General features: G+C 57.9%; 14 protein-coding genes. 11 read left to right on the top strand and 3 right to left on the bottom strand.

Going from position 1 to position 16,860, the window contains the following annotated elements; all coding sequences use genetic code 11:
* The first annotated feature begins 240 nt into the window (after positions 1-240).
* Together aas and lplT are read left to right on the top strand one after the other, a co-directional pair.
* Positions 241-2,391, top strand: coding sequence for a bifunctional acyl-ACP--phospholipid O-acyltransferase/long-chain-fatty-acid--ACP ligase (gene aas, locus SB719_RS06005; protein WP_292968633.1), 2,151 nt, complete (start codon positions 241-243; stop codon positions 2,389-2,391).
* On the top strand, positions 2,388-3,587 hold the full coding sequence (lplT, locus tag SB719_RS06000; RefSeq protein WP_412159036.1) for a lysophospholipid transporter LplT: 1,200 nt from the start codon (positions 2,388-2,390) through the stop codon (positions 3,585-3,587). The genes aas and lplT overlap by 4 nt, the downstream gene beginning before the upstream one ends.
* Before the next feature lie 315 nt (positions 3,588-3,902).
* Here the strand turns inward: lplT and SB719_RS05995 are convergent, their stop codons facing one another.
* The 3 genes from SB719_RS05995 to mutH all read right to left on the bottom strand — a co-directional run bounded on the left by SB719_RS05995 (position 3,903) and on the right by mutH (position 6,183).
* Positions 3,903-4,943, bottom strand: coding sequence for an NADP(H)-dependent aldo-keto reductase (locus SB719_RS05995; RefSeq protein ID WP_304234252.1), 1,041 nt, complete (start codon positions 4,941-4,943; stop codon positions 3,903-3,905).
* Positions 4,944-5,086: 143 nt separating this feature from the next.
* Positions 5,087-5,305, bottom strand: coding sequence for a YgdI/YgdR family lipoprotein (locus SB719_RS05990; protein ID WP_065648281.1), 219 nt, complete (start codon positions 5,303-5,305; stop codon positions 5,087-5,089).
* Between the two features lie 224 nt (positions 5,306-5,529).
* Entirely contained in the window at positions 5,530-6,183 is a 654-nt protein-coding gene (mutH, locus tag SB719_RS05985; protein ID WP_412159035.1) for a DNA mismatch repair endonuclease MutH, read from the bottom strand.
* A 716-nt stretch (positions 6,184-6,899) separates the two neighbouring features.
* Here mutH and rppH point away from each other — a divergent pair.
* From rppH to recC, 9 genes are all read left to right on the top strand, one after another.
* The gene (gene rppH / locus SB719_RS05980; RefSeq protein WP_039379969.1) at positions 6,900-7,430 is read left to right on the top strand and encodes an RNA pyrophosphohydrolase; all 531 of its coding nucleotides are present in this window, start codon (positions 6,900-6,902) and stop codon (positions 7,428-7,430) included.
* 12 nt (positions 7,431-7,442) lie between these two features.
* On the top strand, positions 7,443-9,689 hold the full coding sequence (gene ptsP / locus SB719_RS05975) for a phosphoenolpyruvate--protein phosphotransferase (protein ID WP_293005310.1): 2,247 nt from the start codon (positions 7,443-7,445) through the stop codon (positions 9,687-9,689).
* Positions 9,690-9,801: 112 nt separating this feature from the next.
* The gene (gene lgt / locus SB719_RS05970) at positions 9,802-10,683 is read left to right on the top strand and encodes a prolipoprotein diacylglyceryl transferase (protein ID WP_065648284.1); all 882 of its coding nucleotides are present in this window, start codon (positions 9,802-9,804) and stop codon (positions 10,681-10,683) included.
* Positions 10,680-11,474, top strand: coding sequence for a thymidylate synthase (gene thyA, locus SB719_RS05965; RefSeq protein WP_065648285.1), 795 nt, complete (start codon positions 10,680-10,682; stop codon positions 11,472-11,474). Before lgt ends, thyA begins: the two co-directional genes overlap by 4 nt.
* A gap of 188 nt (positions 11,475-11,662) precedes the next feature.
* A complete protein-coding gene (locus tag SB719_RS05960) occupies positions 11,663-12,133 on the top strand; it encodes a prepilin-type N-terminal cleavage/methylation domain-containing protein (RefSeq protein ID WP_065648286.1) in 471 nt (156 codons plus the stop codon).
* Positions 12,124-12,663: a prepilin peptidase-dependent protein gene (locus SB719_RS05955; RefSeq protein WP_412159034.1), complete on the top strand. Its 540-nt coding sequence runs from the start codon at positions 12,124-12,126 to the stop codon at positions 12,661-12,663. The genes SB719_RS05960 and SB719_RS05955 overlap by 10 nt, the downstream gene beginning before the upstream one ends.
* Entirely contained in the window at positions 12,660-13,088 is a 429-nt protein-coding gene (locus SB719_RS05950; RefSeq protein WP_304234262.1) for a DUF2509 family protein, read from the top strand. Before SB719_RS05955 ends, SB719_RS05950 begins: the two co-directional genes overlap by 4 nt.
* A complete protein-coding gene (locus tag SB719_RS05945) occupies positions 13,072-13,407 on the top strand; it encodes a prepilin-type N-terminal cleavage/methylation domain-containing protein (RefSeq protein WP_240484884.1) in 336 nt (111 codons plus the stop codon). Before SB719_RS05950 ends, SB719_RS05945 begins: the two co-directional genes overlap by 17 nt.
* A gap of 36 nt (positions 13,408-13,443) precedes the next feature.
* Positions 13,444-16,824 (top strand): exodeoxyribonuclease V subunit gamma, encoded by a 3,381-nt coding sequence (recC, locus tag SB719_RS05940; RefSeq protein WP_304234266.1) that lies wholly within the window; start codon positions 13,444-13,446, stop codon positions 16,822-16,824.
* Positions 16,825-16,860 lie beyond the last annotated feature (36 nt).

Below are 16,860 nucleotides of genomic sequence, written 5' to 3'. Positions count from 1 at the left end.
AGCGATCCCAGAGGTATGATTGGTGTGAAGATCGGCTGCTGCGGCAGCGATACCTGCAGTGCAGGTATAACCCTGTTCGGTTGCACCGACCCACGCAGACGCGTGGGTTTTTTTTATCTTTTTCCTGCGGCTCCGCGTCGCAGTTTGTCAGGGACTCCGCTTTAATTCTGCTCTGTACTTGTCGCCGCCCGGCAAATCCTGCAAGGTAATTATCATTTTTGACTTTGCTAAGGAGCTGGCATGCTGTTTAACATTTTGCGTACTCTCTGTCGCCTGCTATGGCGCGTGGAGCTGCGCGGCGATCTCACGGCGCTGCATAAAGAGAAAGTGCTGATCACCCCTAACCATATGTCCTTTCTGGATGGCGTGCTGGTTGCGCTGTTTTTACCGATCAGACCGGTATTTGCTGTCTATTCTGCGATCAGCACCCGCTGGTATATGCGCCTGCTGACGCCCATTATCGATTTTGTTCCGCTTGATCCTGCTAAGCCGATGTCGGTTAAACACCTGGTCCGCATGATCAACACCGGCCGCCCGGTCGTGATTTTTCCGGAAGGTCGCATCACCGTGACCGGGTCGCTGATGAAGATCTACAGCGGTGCCGGCTTTGTGGCAGCCAAATCGGGCGCAACGGTCGTGCCGATGCGCATTGAGGGAGCGGAGTACACGCCGTTTGGCCGTCTTGGCGGGGTTTTTAAGCGCCGCCTGTTTCCCCGAATTACGCTGAGCGTGCTGCCGGCGACCCATATTCCGATGCCGGAAGCGAAACGCGCCCGCGACCGGCGCGTGCTGGCAGGCGAACACCTGCACCATATTATGATGGAAGCGCGCATGGCGGTGCGCCCGCGTGAAACGCTGTATGAAGCGTTTCTCAACGCGCGTACCCGCTACGGACTGACCAAAGCCTGTATTGAAGATGTGAATTTCCAGCCAGACAGCTATACCGGGCTGCTGAAAAAGGCGCTTGGGGTCGGACGTATTCTTGAGCGCTACAGCCGGCAGGGGGAGTATATCGGCCTGCTGCTGCCTAATGCCACCGTGACCGCTGCGGCGATCCTCGGTGCATCAATGCGCGGGCGCGTGCCGGCCATGCTCAACTATACGGCTGGCGTCAGCGGCATGCGTGCCGCGCTGACCGCCTCGCAGGTAAAAACCGTGTTTACCTCACGCCAGTTTCTGGAAAAAGGCAATCTGTGGCATCTGCCGCAGGGGCTGACTGAAGTTGAATGGATCTACCTCGAAGATCTGAAAGAGACGGTAACGCTGCAGGATAAACTGTGGATCCTCGGCCATCTGCTGCTGCCGCGCCGGGCACAGCTGGCGCAGCAGCCGGAAGAGGCGGCGATGGTGCTGTTTACCTCTGGATCGGAAGGCTATCCCAAAGGGGTGGTGCATTCCCATAAGAGCCTGCTGGCTAACGTAGAGCAGATCCGCACCGTGGCCGACTTTACGCCGCGCGATCGCTTTATGTCAGCACTGCCGCTGTTTCACGCCTTCGGTCTGACGGTGGGCCTGTTTACACCGCTGCTGACCGGGGCGCAGGTTTTCCTCTATCCCAGTCCGCTGCACTATCGCATCGTGCCGGAGCTGGTTTATGACCGCAACTGCACCGTGCTGTTCGGTACGTCAACGTTTCTGGGTAACTACGCGCGTTTCGCCAGCCCCTATGATTTTGCCCGTTTGCGCTACGTGGTCGCCGGTGCGGAGAAGCTGCAGGAAGGCACGCGCCAGCTCTATATGGAGAAATATGGCATCCGTATACTGGAGGGTTATGGCGTCACCGAGTGCGCACCGGTTGTGGCGATCAACGTGCCGATGGCTGCCCGTACCCATACCGTTGGCCGTCTGCTGCCCGGCATGGATTCCCGCCTGATTTCAGTGCCGGGCATTGAGCAGGGGGGCCGGCTGCAGCTGCGTGGCCCGAATATCATGAATGGCTATCTGCGCGTTGACGCGCCCGGCGTGCTGGAGCCGCCCGTGGCGGACAATGGCGAAGGTGTGATGGAGGCGGGCTGGTATGACACCGGTGATATTGTCAGCTTTGATGAAGGCGGTTTTTGTCAGATTCAGGGCCGGGCGAAGCGCTTTGCCAAGATAGCGGGTGAGATGGTGTCGCTGGAGAGCGTTGAACAGATCGCGCTGAAAGCCTCCGGCGAAAAACAGCATGCCGCCTCGCTGCGGCCGGACGGTAATCGTGGCGAAGCGCTGGTGCTGTTTACCACCGACAGTGAGCTGACGCGCGAGCAGCTGCTCCAGGCGGCGCGTGAAACAGGTGCGCCAGAGCTGGCGGTACCGCGCGATATCCGCGTCATGAAACAGCTGCCGCTGCTGGGCAGCGGCAAGCCAGACTACGTCAGCCTGAAGCAGCTGGCAGAAGAGGAGAGAGCATGAGCCAGCATGAGGAGGCCCGTGCTCCGCTGCTGTCGCGCGGTATGATTGCCGTGATCGTGGCGCAGTTTTTTTCCGCTTTTGGGGATAACGCGCTGCTGTTTGCCACGCTGGCGGTGCTGAAGAATCAGTTCTACCCCGACTGGAGCCAGCCGATCCTGCAGATGCTGTTTGTCGCCACCTATATTCTGCTGGCGCCGTTTGTCGGGCAGATGGCCGACAGCTTCGCCAAAGGACGGGTGATGATGCTGGCGAATAGCCTGAAGCTGCTGGGTGCGCTGACCATCTGTTTCGGCTTTAATCCGTTTCTCGGCTATACGCTGGTAGGCATCGGTGCGGCCGCTTACTCGCCGGCGAAGTATGGCATTCTGACGGAAATCACCAGCGGTGAACGTCTGGTCAAAGCCAACGGGCTGATGGAGGCATCCACCATCGCGGCCATTCTGCTCGGTTCGGTTGCGGGCGGGGTACTGGCGGACTGGCATCTTCTGATGGCGCTGGCCGCCTGTGCACTGACCTACGCGCTGGCCGTTATCGCTAATCTCTTTATTCCCCGTCTCAGCGCGGCGCGTCCGGGTCAGAGCTGGCATGCGCTCAGGATGCTGCGCAGCTTCAGCAGTGCAGCACGTCAGCTGTGGCATAACGGTGAGACGCGTTTTTCCCTGCTGGGTACCAGCCTGTTCTGGGGAGCGGGAGTCACGCTGCGTTTTCTGCTGGTGCTCTGGGTGCCGGTGGCGCTGGGTATTACTGACAACAAAACGCCTACCACGCTCAATGCCATGGTAGCGATAGGGATCGTACTGGGCGCGGCGGCGGCGGCTAAGCTGGTGACGCTGCAGACGGTGAGGCGCTGCATGCCGGCCGGCGTGCTGATAGGGGTGATGGTCGTACTGTTTTCGCTGCAAACCACGCTGCTGAACGCCTGGCTCCTGCTGTTGGTGATTGGCGCGTTGGGCGGCTTTTTTGTGGTACCCCTTAACGCACTGCTGCAGGAGCGCGGTAAAGCGAGCGTGGGATCGGGTAATGCGATTGCCGTACAGAATCTCGGTGAAAACAGCGCCATGCTGCTGATGCTGGGGCTCTATACGCTGGCCATTAAGCTCGGTGCGCCGGCCGTTGCCACCGGCACAGGCTTTGGCGCAGTATTTGCCGCCGCCATCGCGCTGCTGTGGTGGAAAGCACGTCCCGTATCCCCGTAGGGGTCGCATTCAAAGGGCGTCATTAATGACGCCCCTACGTTAATCTCCACCGCATGATTCAAACCCCCGCAGGGGTCGCATTCATGCGACCCTGGCGCATTCAAAGGGCGTCATTAATGACGCCCCTACGTTAATCTCCACCGCATGATTCAAACCCCCCGTAGGGGCCGCATTCATGCGGCCCTGGCGTATGTATGCGACCCTGGCGTATGTATGCGACGCCGCCGCGTTTATACGATTTCGCCGCAACTGAAAAGGGCGTCATTCATGACGCCCTTACGCTAATTCCCGCCGCATTCATACGACCCTGAAAAATTACGGTGCGGGATAGGTATACTGCCGGTGGATGGTCTCCAGCGCTTCCAGCACATCGGCATTCAGCGTCAGATTGAAACTCTCCACATTCGTTTTCAGCTGCGCCATTGTGGTCGCGCCCAGCAGGGTGCTGGCAACAAATGGCTGCTGGCGTACATAGGCGAGGGCCATTTGCGACGGATCCAGATTATGCTGCTTTGCCAGATCGACATAAGCGGCAATCGCCTGTTGTGACTGCTCACTGCTGTAGCGGGTAAAGCGGCTGAATAGCGTGTTGCGTGCGCCAGCGGGTTTCGCGCCGTTCAGATACTTGCCGCTCAGGGTGCCAAATGCGAGGCTTGAATAAGCCAGCAGCTCCACGCCTTCATGCTGACTGATCTCAGCCAGCCCCACCTCAAAGCTGCGGTTCAGCAGACTGTAAGGGTTCTGAATCGTCACAATCCGCGGCAGCTCATGTTTTTCAGCCAGCTGCAGATAGCGCATAACGCCCCAGGCGGTCTCATTAGAGACGCCAATGTAGCGGATTTTACCGGCACGCACTTGCTCGGTCAGCGCTTCCAGCGTCTCCAGCAGTGTTACGGTCGCGGTACTTTCGCTGTACTCGTAGCCCAGCTTGCCAAAATAGTTAGTCTGGCGCTGCGGCCAGTGCAGCTGATAAAGATCGAGGTAGTCGGTGTTCAGACGCTTCAGGCTGGCATCCAGCGCCTCGCGGATATTTTTGCGATCGAGCGCCTGATGCGGACGGATCAGCGCGTCGCTGCCGCGAACCGGACCGGCGACTTTGCTGGCGAGGATCACTTTATCGCGGCTGCCGCGCTTTTTCAGCCAGCTGCCAATGTACTGTTCTGTTAATCCCTGGGTTTCAGGACGCGGCGGCACCGGGTACATCTCTGCGGTATCGATCAGATTGATGCCCTGGCTGACAGCGTAATCGAGTTGTTCGTGGGCGTCGGCTTCGCTATTTTGCTCACCAAACGTCATCGTGCCTAACCCCAGTTGACTGACTTCCAGCGTACTGTGGGGGATACGGTGATAATGCATTGCCGGCTTCCTTTTTTCATTATGAAACGGAATGTTCTGTCCTTTTGGACTATAGCCTGTCTGGCACACGGGAAGGAAGGGGGGAAACTCCGGGAAATCGCCTGCACAGAGGAAAACACCATGCAGGCCGTTCAATCTGGCACTTAACGTTCAATAATGGTGGACACTTCGTCGCCGTTAATCTGCATAACGTGGCCCTGCCGATCGGTATACTCAACCAGGCCGGTCTCCTTATCAATAGAGGGTTTGCCCTCAGTCATGATCATCTGGCCATCTTTTGTTGCCATCACGTAGTCGCTGCTGCACCCGCTCAGCACTGCCGCTGCCAGCAGCAAACCTGCTACACCCGCTAACCCTTTCATTATCCGCTCCCTAAGCTGCCTTAACTGCAAAAGTGTAGTAATAAATGCTTTTACATGACGAAGTAATCGCATGATTCTTAAAAAAGCGGGGGACAGCGTACATTAGCTTGACAAGCAGGCGCGTTTCCTGCTGGTTGCGCAGCATCAGAAGACGCTGGCGCCACGGGAGGATGAGGGCAAAACCCGATATCGGGAAACGTGCAGTATAAAATCTGTGTCGCGTATTACAGTAAAAAATGGCGCGCCAGCAGCGCACCCGTAAAGCGCTTTTTGAGGTAAAAACCGCGCGGCAGCGTCATGATGCGTTCACCCTGTTCACCTACCGCTTCCGTCAGCGCCCGGTTATTCGCGGCTTTAGGACGAATTTGCAGCCAGGCCCCGTGACGGGCGGTAATTCGCTCGACCTGCCCCAGCACAATCATATCCATCAGCTCTTCCCAGTCGGCGCGCAGCTGTTGCTCTTCTTCTGCGTCAGGCTGCCAGAGCAGGGGCATCCCCACCCGACGCTCAGCCAGCGGGATAGTGCGCTCGCCCTCAACCGGGATCCACAACACCCGCGCCAGCTTATGGCGCACATGACTTGACGCCCAGGTGACGCCGCTGTTACCGGTTAACGGCGCCACACAGACGAAGGTGGTCTCCAGCGGTTTACCCTGCGCATCAATCGGAATGGTTTTAAGCTCAATGCCTAAATGCGCAAAATCCTGCTCCGCTTTGCTGCCAGCGCTGGCACCCAGATGCAGCTCCAGCAACATACCGACCCAGCCTTTATCGCGTTTGAGATTATCAGGTACAGGCAGGTTAAGCCGGGCCGCCAGCGTGTCCAGCCGCTGTCCGGCCAGCTGATGCGCACGCTGCAGCAGCTCTTCTTTAGTCATTGGGCTAGCAGGTAAAGCGGCATGAGATGTCATAATGGAATCTGGGCTGGTTAAAAATTAATCAATTTGCGGTCAGGCAGGTTGTCCACACAGCCTCTTTCTGAACGGGCATCATAATAGCATGATTCACACCGTTTTTTTTCTGACTGCTATAAAGCGTGGTGTTCTCACGGGCATTTTATCCCGATTTGTCTGCCACAATAAACAGGATATCAGTGTAAGTTATCCACAGATAAGTGGGATAAGCCCGCTCTGAACCCATGCCTGTTTGTATTTACAGGGCATGGCAGAGCGCAATGCGCGATTTTTTTACAGCATCTGTCCAGGTTTAGGGCGTTACTTGTGGATAAAAACAACGGTGGTTAATTCTTAACCACACGGCTCTCTGCACCTTGCAGGCACAGAAAAAAAACTGCGATCCAGACAGCGATTTTCCTGTTAATACGCTGATAGTAAATATCTTTATCTGAAGATAAGAATCTTCTGCTTTGCTCTGGCAGCAAACTGTCTGCAGCTAATTACCGCGTTCTGCACAAAGCTATCCACAGAAAAAGTGCATAAGATCGCGTGCGGCGCCGGTTAACTGTTTATAAGTTAACTCATCTCTGTGGGTTAACTCTTTTTTATTCTGCGAAGGTCCGGCTTATCCAGTGGTTTACCGCCTGTAAGGAGTGTGAAACAATCAGACCATTCAAATTAAGCTTTGAGGTAGTCCAGTGATCGATGATGATGGCTACCGCCCGAATGTTGGTATCGTAATCTGCAACAGGCAGGGGCAAGTGTTATGGGCCAGGCGCTTTGGACAGCACTCCTGGCAGTTTCCTCAGGGAGGCATCAATCCGGGTGAAACCGCAGAGCAGGCGATGTATCGCGAACTGTTCGAAGAAGTGGGTTTACACCGCAAAGATGTTCGAATACTTGCTTCAACCCGTAACTGGTTACGTTACAAGTTGCCTAAACGTTTGGTGCGTTGGGATACAAAGCCGGTCTGTATCGGCCAGAAACAGAAGTGGTTTCTTCTGCAGTTGATGTGTAATGACGCGGATATCAATGTGCAACACAGCAGCACACCCGAGTTTGATGGCTGGCGCTGGGTGAGCTTCTGGTATCCGGTACGTCAGGTGGTCTCCTTCAAGCGCGATGTTTACCGGCGCGTCATGAAAGAGTTTGCTGGCGTGGTAATGTCGATGCAGGAGAGTGTGGGGCAGCGCAATAACCCTGTTGCCCACCGTCGTAAAAGAGGATAGGCCACGCCCCTTATGCTCACTCAGTTGCGAGAAATAGTAGAAAAAGTGGCGGGTGCACCGCGTCTGAATGAAGCACTCGACATTCTGGTTAACGAAATCTGCCTGGCGATGGAGACCGAGGTCTGCTCGGTTTACCTCGCGGATCACGATCGACACTGCTACTACCTGATGGCGACCCGCGGTCTGAAAAAGCCGCGCGGCCGTACCATTGCGCTGGCGTTTGATGAAGGTATTGTCGGCCTGGTTGGCCGGCTTGCTGAACCCATTAACCTGGCCGATGCGCAGAGTCACCCCAGTTTTAAATATATTCCTGCCGTAAAAGAAGAGCGTTATCGCTCTTTCCTTGGCGTACCCATCATCAGCCGTCGTCAGCTACTGGGCGTGCTGGTGGTACAGCAGCGCGAACACCGTCAGTTTGATGAGAGTGAAGAGTCATTTCTGGTGACGCTCGCCACGCAAATGGCGGGACTGCTCTCCCAGTCACAGCTCGGCCAGCTATTTGGCCAGTTCCGGCAAACCCGTGTTAAAGCCATTGCCGCCTCTCCGGGCGTTGCGGTGGCAACCGGCTGGGTGGATGAAACACAGCCGCTGCTGGACCAGGTCTCTGCCGCATCAACCCTGGATCCACAGCGGGAGCGCGAGCGACTGGTGGTGGCGATGGGTGAAGCGGGCAATGAATTCCGCCGTTTCAGTAAACGCTTTGCGGCAGGTGTGCAGAAAGAGAGCGCGGCCATCTTCGATCTTTACTCGCATCTGCTGACCGATGCGCGGCTGAAGAAAGATCTGTTTGCGGAGATCGAACGCGGATCGGTGGCCGAGTGGGCGGTGAAAACCGTGATCGAAAAGTTTGCTGCGCAGTTTGCCAGTCTGCAGGATCACTACCTGCGCGAACGGGCCGGCGATCTGCGGGTACTGGGGCAGCGACTGCTGTTCCACCTTGATGACACGCTGGTGGGGACCAACGCCTGGCCGGAACGTTTTGTGCTGGTGGCTGATGAGCTTACGGCCACCACGCTGGCAGAGCTGCCGCATGAGCGGCTGGCAGGCGTGGTCGTGCGCGATGGTGCCGCCAACTCACACGCCGCGATCCTGACGCGGGCGATGGGGATCCCGACTGTGATGGGTGCCGATATTCTGCCGGCGCAGCTCAACAAGCGGCAGCTGATCGTGGATGGCTATCGCGGGGAAGTTCTGATCGATCCTGAGCCGGTGCTGGTACAGGAGTATCAGCGTTTGATCAGCGAAGAGAATGCGCTGAGTAAAATGGCTGAAGGTGTGGTTGATCAGCCCGGTGAGCTAAAAAGTGGTGAGCGGGTAGAGGTCATGCTCAACGCCGGCCTTAGCCCGGAGCATGAGCAGGCGCTGGACAGCTGGGTGGATGGCATCGGTCTCTATCGCACAGAGATCCCGTTTATGCTGCAAAGCGGCTTCCCGTCAGAAGAGGAGCAGGTGGCGCAGTACCAGGGCATGCTGCAGCTGTTTTACAATAAGCCGGTCACGCTGCGCACGCTGGACGTGGGTGCGGACAAACAGCTGCCCTACATGCCGATCAGCGAAGAGAACCCCTGTCTGGGCTGGCGCGGTATTCGCCTGACGCTCGATCAGCCGGAGATCTTTCTGGTGCAGGTGAGGGCTATGCTGCGCGCCAACGTCGCCTCCGGGAACCTCAATATCCTGCTGCCGATGATCAGCCATATTGATGAGATCGATGACGCGCGCCGGCTGATTGATCGCGCCGGACGTGAAGTGGAAGAGGTACTGGGCTATCCCATTCCCCGGCCGCGTATCGGCGTTATGATCGAAGTGCCCTCAATGCTGTTTATGATCCCGCATCTGGCCAGCCGCGTTGATTTTATCTCGGTCGGCACCAACGATCTGACGCAGTATCTGCTGGCGGTGGATCGCAACAATACCCGGGTCGCAAACCTCTACGATCCACTGCATCCTGCGATGCTGCGCGCGCTGCATACCATTGCGCGTGAAGCCCGGGAAGCCAAACTTGAGCTCTGCCTGTGTGGTGAAATGGCGGGCGATCCCATGTGTGTCGCGCTGCTGGTCGGGCTTGGCTATCATCATCTCAGCATGAACGGCAAAAATATTCCGCGGGTGAAGTACCTGTTGCGACATCTGGATCGGGAAGAAGTACAGAAGCTAAGTCAGCAGGGCATTGCGGCGCATACCGCTTCGGAAGTGCGTCATCTGGTTGCAGCATTTATGGAGCGTCGCGGCCTGGGTGGACTGATTCGCGGCGGTCGTTAACGGTTTACATTTCTGCGGAAATTGTGAAAAGCGGCTGTGCTATGATGCGCAGCCTTTTATTGTCTGGCCCTTTAGCCACGCCCGTGTTGGGCAGAAAAATCGATGGTGAATAATGAATAACGGCTACATTTCATTTCCCCAATTCGATCCGGTGATCTTCTCTATCGGACCGATTTCGCTTCACTGGTACGGCCTGATGTATCTGGTGGGCTTTGTTTTTGCCATGTGGCTTGCGGTGCGCCGCGCCAATAAGCCCGGTAGCGGCTGGACGAAAGACGAAGTGGAAAACCTGCTTTATGCCGGATTCCTCGGCGTCTTTCTGGGTGGCCGTATCGGCTATGTGCTGTTTTATAATCTGCCGCTGTTTCTGGAAAACCCGCTCTATCTGTTTAAAGTCTGGGATGGCGGCATGTCCTTCCACGGCGGCCTGATTGGCGTGATTGTGGTCATGCTGATATTTGCCCGTCGCACGAAGCGTACGTTCTTCCAGGTGTCTGACTTCATTGCGCCGCTGATCCCGTTTGGGCTTGGCGCGGGTCGTCTCGGTAACTTTATCAACGGTGAGCTGTGGGGCCGCGTGGCGCCTGATTTTAAGTTTGCCATGCTGTTTCCGGGATCGCGCAGCGAAGATCTCGCGCTGGCGGTCAATAACCCGCAGTATCAGCAGCTGCTGAACACCTATGGCGTGCTACCCCGTCACGCCTCCCAGCTCTATGAGCTGTGCCTGGAAGGCGTGGTGCTGTTTATAATTCTTAACCTGTTTATCCGCAAACCGCGTCCCATGGGCAGCGTCTCTGGCCTGTTCCTGATTGGCTACGGCGCGTTTCGCATTATTGTCGAGTTTTTCCGCCAGCCGGATGCGCAGCTGGGGCTGTTTGAAGGCGGCATCAGCATGGGACAGATTCTCTCTGTGCCGATGATTCTGGCGGGTATTATCATGATGGTCTGGGCGTATCGTCGTCGTCCGCAGCAACAAACCCGAGAGGTAAAATGAAACAGTATCTGGAACTGATGCAGCATGTGCTGAATGAAGGCGCAGAAAAAGCGGACCGTACCGGTACCGGCACGCTTTCCATTTTTGGCCACCAGATGCGTTTCAATCTGCAGGAAGGCTTTCCTCTGGTCACCACCAAAAAAGTGCACCTGCGCTCTATCATTCACGAGCTGCTGTGGTTTCTGAAAGGTGAGACCAACATTCAGTATCTGAAAGAGAACAAGGTCACTATCTGGGATGAGTGGGCAGATGAAAACGGGGATTTAGGTCCGGTCTACGGCAAGCAGTGGCGCAGCTGGGGCAGTGCCTCTGGCGCAGAGATCGATCAGATAAGCCGGGTCATTGAGCAGCTGAAACGCGATCCGGACTCACGCCGTATTATCGTCTCGGCCTGGAACGTGGGTGAGCTGGATCAGATGGCGCTGGCACCCTGCCACGCCTTTTTCCAGTTCTACGTCGCGAACGGCAAACTCTCCTGCCAGCTCTATCAGCGTTCGTGCGATATCTTCCTCGGCCTGCCATTTAATATCGCCAGCTATGCGCTGCTGGTGCATATGGTCGCGCAGCAGTGCGATCTGGAAGTGGGTGATTTTGTCTGGACCGGTGGCGATACCCACCTTTACAGCAATCATCTGGAGCAGGCTCGTCTGCAGCTGACCCGCGAACCGCGCCCGCTGCCGAAGCTGGTGATTAAGCGCAAACCGGCCTCAATTTTCGACTATACCTTTGAGGATTTTGAAGTAGAGGGCTACGATCCCCATCCGGCGATCAAGGCGCCTGTTGCCGTCTGATCTGCCGCTGAGCGCGCCTGAGCCCTGCCACTGTGCAGGGCTTTTTTTTGCCTGGACAGCATGCATTTCTGGCGCTGTCGCACAAAAAAATGGTTATCTCTGCGCCGGCGGAATGGTGCCTGTGAGCCACGCCTGATGGCACAACCGTAGCGCTTGTGCCGCTGCTGCGCTGACGGCAGAGTGACGCCATGAACAGAGATACTCATTGCGGATTTACTCTGCCGGAACTGCTGATCGTCATGATCATTACAGGCGTACTGGGAGGCGGGGCCATAACTGGATTTCAGCGCTGGCAGCAGCAGCAGCAACTGCGCGAAAGCGTGCTGCAGCTGCAGGCATTTCTGCTGCACCTGCGTGCGCACGCGGGCTGGCATAACCGTGAGCTAAAACTCTGGCTGCAGCCGGGTCAGGGGGGCTGCCTTGGTACCGGGCCGGTACCCGTTGCAGGCTGTAATACTCCCTCGCGCTGGTGGTTTACGCCACCGCATGCGGGCATACACCTTAGCGCACTGACGGGCGAGCCCGGTTTTTACGGGCGCAGGGATGTGGCGCGCGCCGGTAGCGTGGAAATGGCCAGCGCTGCCGGGCGCTGGCGCGTGATCATCTCCGCCCGCGCGCGTATTCGTCTCTGCCAGCCGGAGGCAGCGGCGTGCGAATAGCTCAGGCCGGGTTCACCCTGCTGGAAACACTGATTGCGCTGGCGATAAGCGCCATGCTGATGCTCAGCCTGGGACGTTTTCTGCCGCTGCTGCTGGAACAGAATCTGCGGCTGCAGCAGCGGGTACAGCTGCAGCAGGAGCTGGAGCACATAGCCGGCACGCTGGAAAAAGCGCTGCGCCGGGCGGGCTACTGCCGGGGAACGTGCCGCGGGGCGCCACTGACGCTGGCAAACAGCGGCAGTTGTGTGCTGTTGCGCTGGGATGAGAACAGCAACGGTCGCTGGGAGGGCGCGGGACACAGCGACAGTGATTACTACGGCTATCGTCTGCGCAACGGCCAGCTGGAGATGCAGCGTGGCGTTGAGGCGTGTCACGGCAGCGGCTGGGAGCGCATCACCGACCCCGCGTTTATGCGGCTTGAGCACTTTCACGTCAGCCGCCAGCAGCGGAAGCTGCGGCTGGAGCTGGCGGCGCGCGCAGGTCAGCAGCAGGTCACGCTGGTGCGCATTATTGAAGGCCTCAATCTGTGAAACAGCAGGGTAACAGTACGCTCGGCATGGTCATGATACTGCTGCTGCTGGGAGGCGTAACGCTGCATGCCACCCGCCAGCAATTGAGCCGCAGCATGGTACTGGTGGCCGATACACAGCACTACTTTCAGCACCACAGCCAGGCGCAGGCGGCGCTGCGCTGGGGAATGCAGCAGCAGTGGTCACCCGCTGATGGCTGGCAGTGCCAGCAGTGGATAACCGCGCAGTGGCAGAGCTGTCTGCTGCGCAGGGAGGAGGGGCATGGTTTGTTATCAGCGCGTCAGGCAGACAGCGCACTCTGGCTCTACCACTGGGTTGAGCTCAGTGGCATGCGCGTGCTGGCACTGCCGCACGGCTGGATCGACTTCTGCCCACTGGACGCACCGGAAGCGTGTCCGGGAGAGGCGATTGCAGCAGGGATTTAGTCTGGCAGAGGCGCTGGTGGGCATGCTGCTGCTGGCACTGAGCATCACGACGCTGCTGCACTATCAGCGCGCGCTGACGCTGGGGTTCAGCCAGCAGTGGCAGCAGCGTCAGGCGTGGCAGGTCGCGCAGCAGGCACTGCTGGGCTATGACACGGCGGGCTGGCACACGCAGCGTCAGCAGCAGATCCTGCCAGGCAGCTGCACGCTGGAACGGGTGACCGTAACCGGACCGCATCAGCGTACGGCCGTGCTGTCACGGCTGAAATGTCACGAAGATGAGCAGATTAATAGGCATCTCCACCGTTTAAGGGTAGAGTGACCAGGCTGTATTGTACTGCTTTGTTAAAGGAGAATTATGTTCCGGGTTTACCACTCCAATCAGCTCGATCTGTTGAAAAATCTGGCAGGCATTCTGATTGAAAACCAGCCTCTCGCCGATCCGTTTGCGGCTGAACAGGTGCTGGTGCAGAGCCCGGGAATGGCACAGTGGCTGCAGATGGAGCTGGCAAACAGTTTTGGCATTGCCGCAAATATCGATTTTCCACTGCCTGCCACCTTTATCTGGAGCATGTTTGTCAAAGTGCTGCCGGGGATCCCGGAGGAGAGCGCCTTTACCAAAGCCAACATGAGCTGGAAGCTGATGCAGCGCCTGCCGGTGCTGCTGGAGCAGGAAACGTTTCAGTCGCTGCGGCTCTATCTGCAGGATGATGACGACAAGCGTAAGCTCTACCAGCTCAGCACCCGCGTCGCCGACCTCTTTGACCAGTATCTGGTCTATCGTGCTGACTGGCTCAACAGCTGGGAGCGTGGTGCACTGATTGAGGGACTGGGTGACGCTCAGCAGTGGCAGGCGGCGCTCTGGCGCGATCTGGTCAGCTTTACGGAAAGCCTCGGTCAGCCGATGTGGCACCGTGCCAATCTGTACGCCCGCTTTATTGAAACACTGGAACGGGCTGAAAGCACGCCGCCTGGTCTGCCGCCGCGTGTGTTTATCTGCGGTATTTCTGCGCTGCCGCCCGTCTACCTGCAGGCGCTTGAAGCGCTGGGCCGCCATATCGATATTCATCTGCTCTTTACCAATCCCTGCCGCCACTACTGGGGAGATATTCAGGATTACGCATTTCTGGCAAAGCTGCAGAGCCGTCAGCGGCGCCGCCTGCATTCAGAAGAGACGCTGCCCCTGTTTCGCGAACCTGAAGCCGCCTCCACGCTGTTTAACAGCAGCGGTGAGCAGCAGCTGACAAACCCGCTGCTTGCCTCGTGGGGAAAGCTGGGACGCGACAACCTGTTTTTGCTCAGCCAGATGGAGTCAGCGGCCAACGACATTGATGCGTTTGTCGATCTGCCTGATGACACGCTGCTGCACAGCCTGCAGGCTGACTTACTGAATCTTGACGATCGCGCGGTGATTGGTCTGAGTGCCGGAGAACTGATGAACAGCGCAGAGAAGCGCCGTCTCGATCCGGCCGATCGCTCTATCACGCTGCAGATCTGCCACAGCGCACAGCGTGAAGTCGAGGTGCTGCAGGATCATCTGCTGGCAATGATGGAGGCCGATCCAGAGCTTAAGCCACGCGATATCATCGTCATGGTGGCAGACATTGACAGCTATGCGCCCTTTATTCAGGCGGCGTTTGCCAGCGCACCACCGGACCGCTATCTGCCGTTTGCGATTTCAGACCGCCGCGCCAGTCAGGCACATCCGGCCATTCTGGCGCTGCTAAGCCTGCTGACGCTGCCGGAAAGCCGCTTCGCCTCAGAAGAGATCCTCGCGCTGCTGGAAGTGCCGGCGCTGGCGCAGCGCTTTTCCGTGGATGAGAGCGGGTTGCGTCTGCTGCGCCGCTGGGTCATGGAGTCCGGCATTCGCTGGGGACTGGACGATGCCAGTATTGAAGCGCTGTCGCTGCCGGTTACCGGCCAGCACACCTGGCGTTTTGGCCTGCAGCGTATGTTACTGGGGTATGCGCTAGAGAGCCGCAACGGTGACTGGCAGGGGATCCTGCCTTACGACGAGTCAAGCGGCCTGATCGCAGAGCTGGCAGGGCATCTGGCCGAGCTGCTGACGCGGCTTGATACCTGGCGCAGCCGGCTGGGCGGCGAGCGCACGCTGGCTGAGTGGCTGCCCCTGTGTCGTGAGCTGATTGACAGTTTTTTCAGCGGTGATGCTGAAAGCGAGGCAGCGCTGCTGCTGGTAGAGACGCAGTGGAAAGAGATTATTGAGCAGGGCGTGGGTTCTGCTTACCAGCAGCCGGTGCCGGTGACGCTGCTGCGCGATGAGCTGCGTTCACGCCTCGATCAGCAGCGCATCAGTCAGCGTTTTCTGGCAGGGCCGGTAAACTTCTGTACGCTGATGCCGATGCGCTCGATCCCCTTTAAAGTCGTCTGCCTGCTGGGAATGAATGATGGTGTCTACCCGCGCACGCTGGCTCCGGTAGGGTTTGACCTGATGCAGCAGCAGACGCGCAAAGGCGACCGCAGCCGGCGCGATGACGATCGCTATCTGTTCCTTGAAGCCCTGATTTCCGCTCAGCAGCAGCTTTACATCAGCTATATCGGCCGGGCGATTCAGGATAACACCGAGCGCTATCCTTCGGTGCTGGTCACAGAACTGCTTGATTATCTGGGGCAGAGTTTCTGCCTGCCGGGTGATGAGCAGTGCGAACCTGACGTCAGTGAACAGCGTGTACGTGAGCACTTACAAACTTTGCACAGCCGCATGCCCTTTGCGGCAGAGAATTTCACTCCTTATAGCCACCGGCAGAGCTTCGCTGCCGAGTGGCTGCCGGCAGCCACCGGCCGCGGCGTGGCACAGCCCGATTTCGTGCAGCCGCTGGCGGTGAAAACGCAGGACGTCGTCACGCTGGAGCAGCTGCTGCGCTTCTGGCGTCATCCGGTTCGCGCCTGGTTTCAGCAGCGTCTTGGCGTCTCATTCTGGACAGAAGAGAGCGAACTGCCCGACAGCGAGCCTTTTGCACCCGATAGCCTGGAACGCTATCAGTTAAACGCACAGCTGCTCAATGTGCTGGTAAACGGTGAGGATCCGCAGCAGCTCTATGCGCATCACCGGGCCGCAGGTAACCTGCCTTATGGCGCTTTTGGTGAACTTTTCTGGCAGAGTCAGACCGAAGAGATGCAGGAGGTTGCGGCAGAAGTCGCCGGAGAGCGTCTGCCGGCAGAGAGTCAGGAAGTGAATCTGCAGCTTGGTGCCGTGCGGCTGACCGGCTGGCTGACGCAGGTGCAGGCTGATGGTCTGCTGCGCTGGCGGCCAGGCGTACTGAACATGAATGACGGCCTGCAGCTGTGGCTGGAGCATCTGGTTTACTGTGCGCTGGGCGGCAGCGGCGTAAGCCGGATGTATGGCCGCAAACAGAGCCGCTGGCGCTTTCATGCCGTTGATGCCGGCCGCGCGCAGGCGCTGCTGGCAGAGTACGCCGCCGCCTGCGAGCAGGGACTGGCGCAGCCGCTGCTACTGTTAAACAAAAGCGGCGGCGCCTGGCTGGAGGCGAGCTTTGATCGCAAAAGCGGCCAGCTGCTGGAAGATGAAGCCACGCAGAAAAAGGCGCTGAATAAGCTGCTGCAGGCGTGGCAGGGCGGCTATCAGGTGCAGGGTGAGGGCAGCGATCCCTATCTCCAGCGCCTGAATCGCACGCTGAATGAGGAGATGCTGCAGGCGATTATTAATGCGGCCCGGCAATGGTATCTGCCGGTACGCCTCGCCCATCAGGATGATGAATAGCCGCTAAGCGTCACGCTTATACCAGAACACTGAGTT

This window comes from Pantoea sp. SIMBA_079, from assembly GCF_046940275.1.
Taxonomy (GTDB): domain Bacteria; phylum Pseudomonadota; class Gammaproteobacteria; order Enterobacterales; family Enterobacteriaceae; genus Pantoea; species Pantoea borealis.
This window is presented reverse-complemented; position numbering and strand designations above follow the sequence as displayed.

Coding starts and splice junctions, on each gene's coding strand:
- SB719_RS05990 (WP_065648281.1), bottom strand. CDS start 5,305: ATGAAAGGGTTAGCGGGTGTAGCAGGTTTGCTGCTGGCAGCGGCAGTG.
- aas (WP_292968633.1), top strand. CDS start 241: ATGCTGTTTAACATTTTGCGTACTCTCTGTCGCCTGCTATGGCGCGTG.
- mutH (WP_412159035.1), bottom strand. CDS start 6,183: ATGACTAAAGAAGAGCTGCTGCAGCGTGCGCATCAGCTGGCCGGACAG.
- SB719_RS05995 (WP_304234252.1), bottom strand. CDS start 4,943: ATGCATTATCACCGTATCCCCCACAGTACGCTGGAAGTCAGTCAACTG.
- recC (WP_304234266.1), top strand. CDS start 13,444: ATGTTCCGGGTTTACCACTCCAATCAGCTCGATCTGTTGAAAAATCTG.
- lplT (WP_412159036.1), top strand. CDS start 2,388: ATGAGCCAGCATGAGGAGGCCCGTGCTCCGCTGCTGTCGCGCGGTATG.
- SB719_RS05960 (WP_065648286.1), top strand. CDS start 11,663: ATGAACAGAGATACTCATTGCGGATTTACTCTGCCGGAACTGCTGATC.
- thyA (WP_065648285.1), top strand. CDS start 10,680: ATGAAACAGTATCTGGAACTGATGCAGCATGTGCTGAATGAAGGCGCA.
- ptsP (WP_293005310.1), top strand. CDS start 7,443: ATGCTCACTCAGTTGCGAGAAATAGTAGAAAAAGTGGCGGGTGCACCG.
- lgt (WP_065648284.1), top strand. CDS start 9,802: ATGAATAACGGCTACATTTCATTTCCCCAATTCGATCCGGTGATCTTC.